Source organism: Emticicia sp., assembly GCF_049241225.1.
In the GTDB taxonomy this organism is placed as follows: Bacteria; Bacteroidota; Bacteroidia; order Cytophagales; family Spirosomataceae; genus Emticicia.
Genome location: NZ_JBMLRC010000381.1, coordinates 1 through 3239, shown reverse-complemented (window position 1 = coordinate 3239; position 3239 = coordinate 1). Strand labels below are relative to the sequence as shown.

Annotated in this window: 2 protein-coding genes; both read right to left on the bottom strand. The window is 42.0% G+C overall.

Translation table 11 applies throughout. From position 1 onward, the window contains the following. Positions 1–2447 (bottom strand): cation-translocating P-type ATPase (locus ACOVO2_RS19995; protein ID WP_421771676.1); only part of this gene is annotated, 2447 nt, incomplete at its 3' end. Between the two features lie 150 nt (positions 2448–2597). Next, the gene (locus ACOVO2_RS19990) at positions 2598–3107 is read right to left on the bottom strand and encodes an HNH endonuclease (protein ID WP_188765495.1); all 510 of its coding nucleotides are present in this window, start codon (positions 3105–3107) and stop codon (positions 2598–2600) included. Positions 3108–3239 lie beyond the last annotated feature (132 nt).

The window sequence follows — 3239 nt, the reverse complement described above, 5'->3', positions numbered from 1 at the left end:
ATAAAACCAACTCCAAGACAAATGCCGAGTTGTTCGATTGTCAGTGGTGTGAAGGCAAAGAAATTGGCCAGTGGCTTCACGAAAATCAATAACCAAAGCAAAACGAGTGTGATAGAAATAATCAAGGATACAAGATTATTTCTATACATCAAAGTCGTGAAAATTGAATAATAAAACGAGCGATTGACCAAAGTTAAGAAAATATTGGCAATGATAAGTGTAACAAAAACCAACGTACGAGTAAGTGATTCGCTGTAACCTTCATGCACACCGTATTGATAAATTGCCAGCGTTCCTGCCGTAATCATCAAACCTTGTATAACACTGATAGTCAGTTCTTTCCAACTAAAAAAAGTATTGATGGCTGGGCGTGGTTGCTGACTCATCGTGTTTTTTTCCATTGGCTCATTTTCGTAGATAATTGAGCAGGTTGGCCCCATTATCAACTCCAAAAAGATGATGTGAACTGGCGAAAAAATATTCGGAAACAACCAACCCAAAGCCAAAGGAATAAAAACCGTCAAGACGATTGGAATATGAATAGAAATAATATACTGAATGGCTTTTTTGAGGTTGGTATAAATCTTTCGGCCCATTGCCACGGCATCAACCATTTTCGATAAATCGTCTTCTACCAAAATCAACGAAGCCGCTTGTTTGGCAATTTCAGTGCCTTTTTTGCCCATCGCAATGCCAATGTGTGCCGCCTTGAGGGCTGGACCATCGTTTACGCCATCGCCTGTCATGGCCACAATTTCATTTTGGGCTTTTAAGGCATTGATGATGCGTAGTTTCGCTTCGGGAAACATTCGAGTAAAAAGATTGGTATCTTTTACTTGTTGTTGCAATTCGGTTTCTGATAATTGCATTAATTCGTCGCCCGTAAGGCTGCGTTCGTGACCTTTAAAGCCAATCTGTTTGGCAATGGCCGTTGTGGTGGCGGCGTTATCGCCCGTGATGATTTTTACGTCGATTCCTGCTTTATAAAAACTATTCAAAACCGCTTGAATGTTCTTCTTGGGTGGGTCATAAAAAGCTACTAAACCTTTGAAACCAAACTTAAATTCTTGTTGAGTTTTAGGATAATTATTCCCGTCAAATTGAGCCTCTCCTACTGCCAAAATTCGGTAACCTTCTTTGGCCAGTGCCGCTATAGTTTCGTTGATTTTCTGTTTTTCGGTTTCGGTCAAAACACTCACATTCATAATAGCCTCGGCTGCTCCTTTGGCCGCAATGAAGCGTTTTCCTGCTTTATTTGCAAAAACATGCGTCATCATGGGCGGTTTTCCACCCAGCGGATATTCGTGAATCAATTCGAAGTTCGGGCGTTCGTCTTGCGGAGTCGTTTTTGCGTAAGCTGCGTGCAAAGCAATTTCCATCGGGTCGAAAGGAATTGGTTCGCTTGCCCACATGGCTATTTCTATCAGGTTTTTCTCGGCATCGGTTAGTGTGCTTTCTGGCTCAGCAATTTTATCCGAACCCAACACAAAAATCTTGGCCAGCGACATTTTATTTTCGGTAATCGTACCCGTCTTGTCGGTACAAATGACAGTCGCACTTCCCAATGTTTCTACGGTCTTCATTTGTTTTACCACGATTCCCATTTTCATTAATCGCCACGCTCCCAACGCCATAAAAGTCGTGAAAGCCACTGGAATTTCTTCGGGCAGAATACTCATTGCCAACGTAAGGGCTTTGAGCAAACTATCCAAAACATCGTGCGATTTGAAGTAATTGATTCCCCAGACAATCAGAAAAACGATTGCTCCCGCAATAACCATTTTCTTGACAAAATTGCTTATCTGCAGCTCCAGTGGGGTTTCTTCTTCTTCAATACTCTCAAGGCTTTTACCTATTTTACCCAATTTGGTTTCATTGCCGATGGCCGTTACGGTGGCTATCGCCAAGCCACTGGCCACGGTTGTTCCTCTAAAAACCTGATTATCTTCTTTACTGGCATCTTTTTCAACTGAAAGCGATTCGCCCGTAAGAATTGATTCATTGACCGAAAAATCATTTGAACGCACAATCGTTCCATCGGCCGCCACGAGTGTGCCTTCTTCAATCACGAGGCTATCGCCAAGTACCAATTCCTCACTCGAAATTTCTATGATTTCGCCGTCACGAATGACCTTGCAGGTGGGTTGCGTAAAGTTTTTGAGTTTTTCGAGGGCATCACGGCTGCGAGAATCTTGATAAAGCGAAATAGTAGCCACCAAAACAATGGCCGAAGCCAAGAAAATACCATCGCCAATATCGCCACTGATGAAGTATATAACCGAAGCCACGAGTAGCAAAATTACCATTGGCTCTTTGATTAAGCTTTTTACGGCTTCCAGAAAACCATTTTCTTTTTTGTAGTCGAGGCTATTACTACCAAATTTTTCTCGGGCTGCTAAAACCTGCTGCTGGGTCAGTCCGCTAATATCAAAATTATTTGTAGGCATGATACGAGTAGCTATTATGTGGGGTTTGCTTTTACCAAAAGTAAGTAGTTTTTTGGTAGAAACTAAAAAATAGCCACAGAAAGAGGCAAAAGATTAGTGTGCAAAGCATTTTGTTACTTTGCAGGCAGTTTAAGCATGAAATTTTAAAACCTACGCCCGTTCTTTTGTTCCAAGAAACGGCAGCCAGTTCTCTTCGATAGAGCCTGCGAAGTCTCGTAGAAACATAATAAAAGATGGTTTGTAAGGTTTTCGGGGGAGAGTAAATCCGACTTCTTCGGGGGTGAGGTCGCCTTTGCGAGAGTTGCAGCGGCGGCAGGCGGTTACGAGGTTATCCCAGTTGGTTTTTCCGCCTCTTGATTTAGGTACTACGTGGTCGAGTGTGAGGTCTTCGTGGCTTCCGCAATAAACACATTTGTTGCCGTCACGCCTAAATACATTCTGCCTACTGAGCATCACGCCTTTAAATGGCAAACTGACGTAATGATTGAGCCTAATGACAGAAGGGAGTGGATAGCTTTTATCGACGGTGCGAAGCATACCTTTTGGGGAATCGGAGACTAACTCGGCCTTGTCGAGATAAACCAATAAAAAGGCCTTTGGTACTGTACAAATACTTAATGCACTATAATCGGCATTTAAAACTAACACTTTCCTGCTCATAAAAACATTTGAAGATTAGCGGTTATATATTTGTAAGGCAAGATAATTAAAAGTTTTTATTTTTTCTGCAAATGATGTTGTAAAATATTTGTTAAGTTGCTGAAAGTGAGACGTATATGGGTGGGGTTGGGA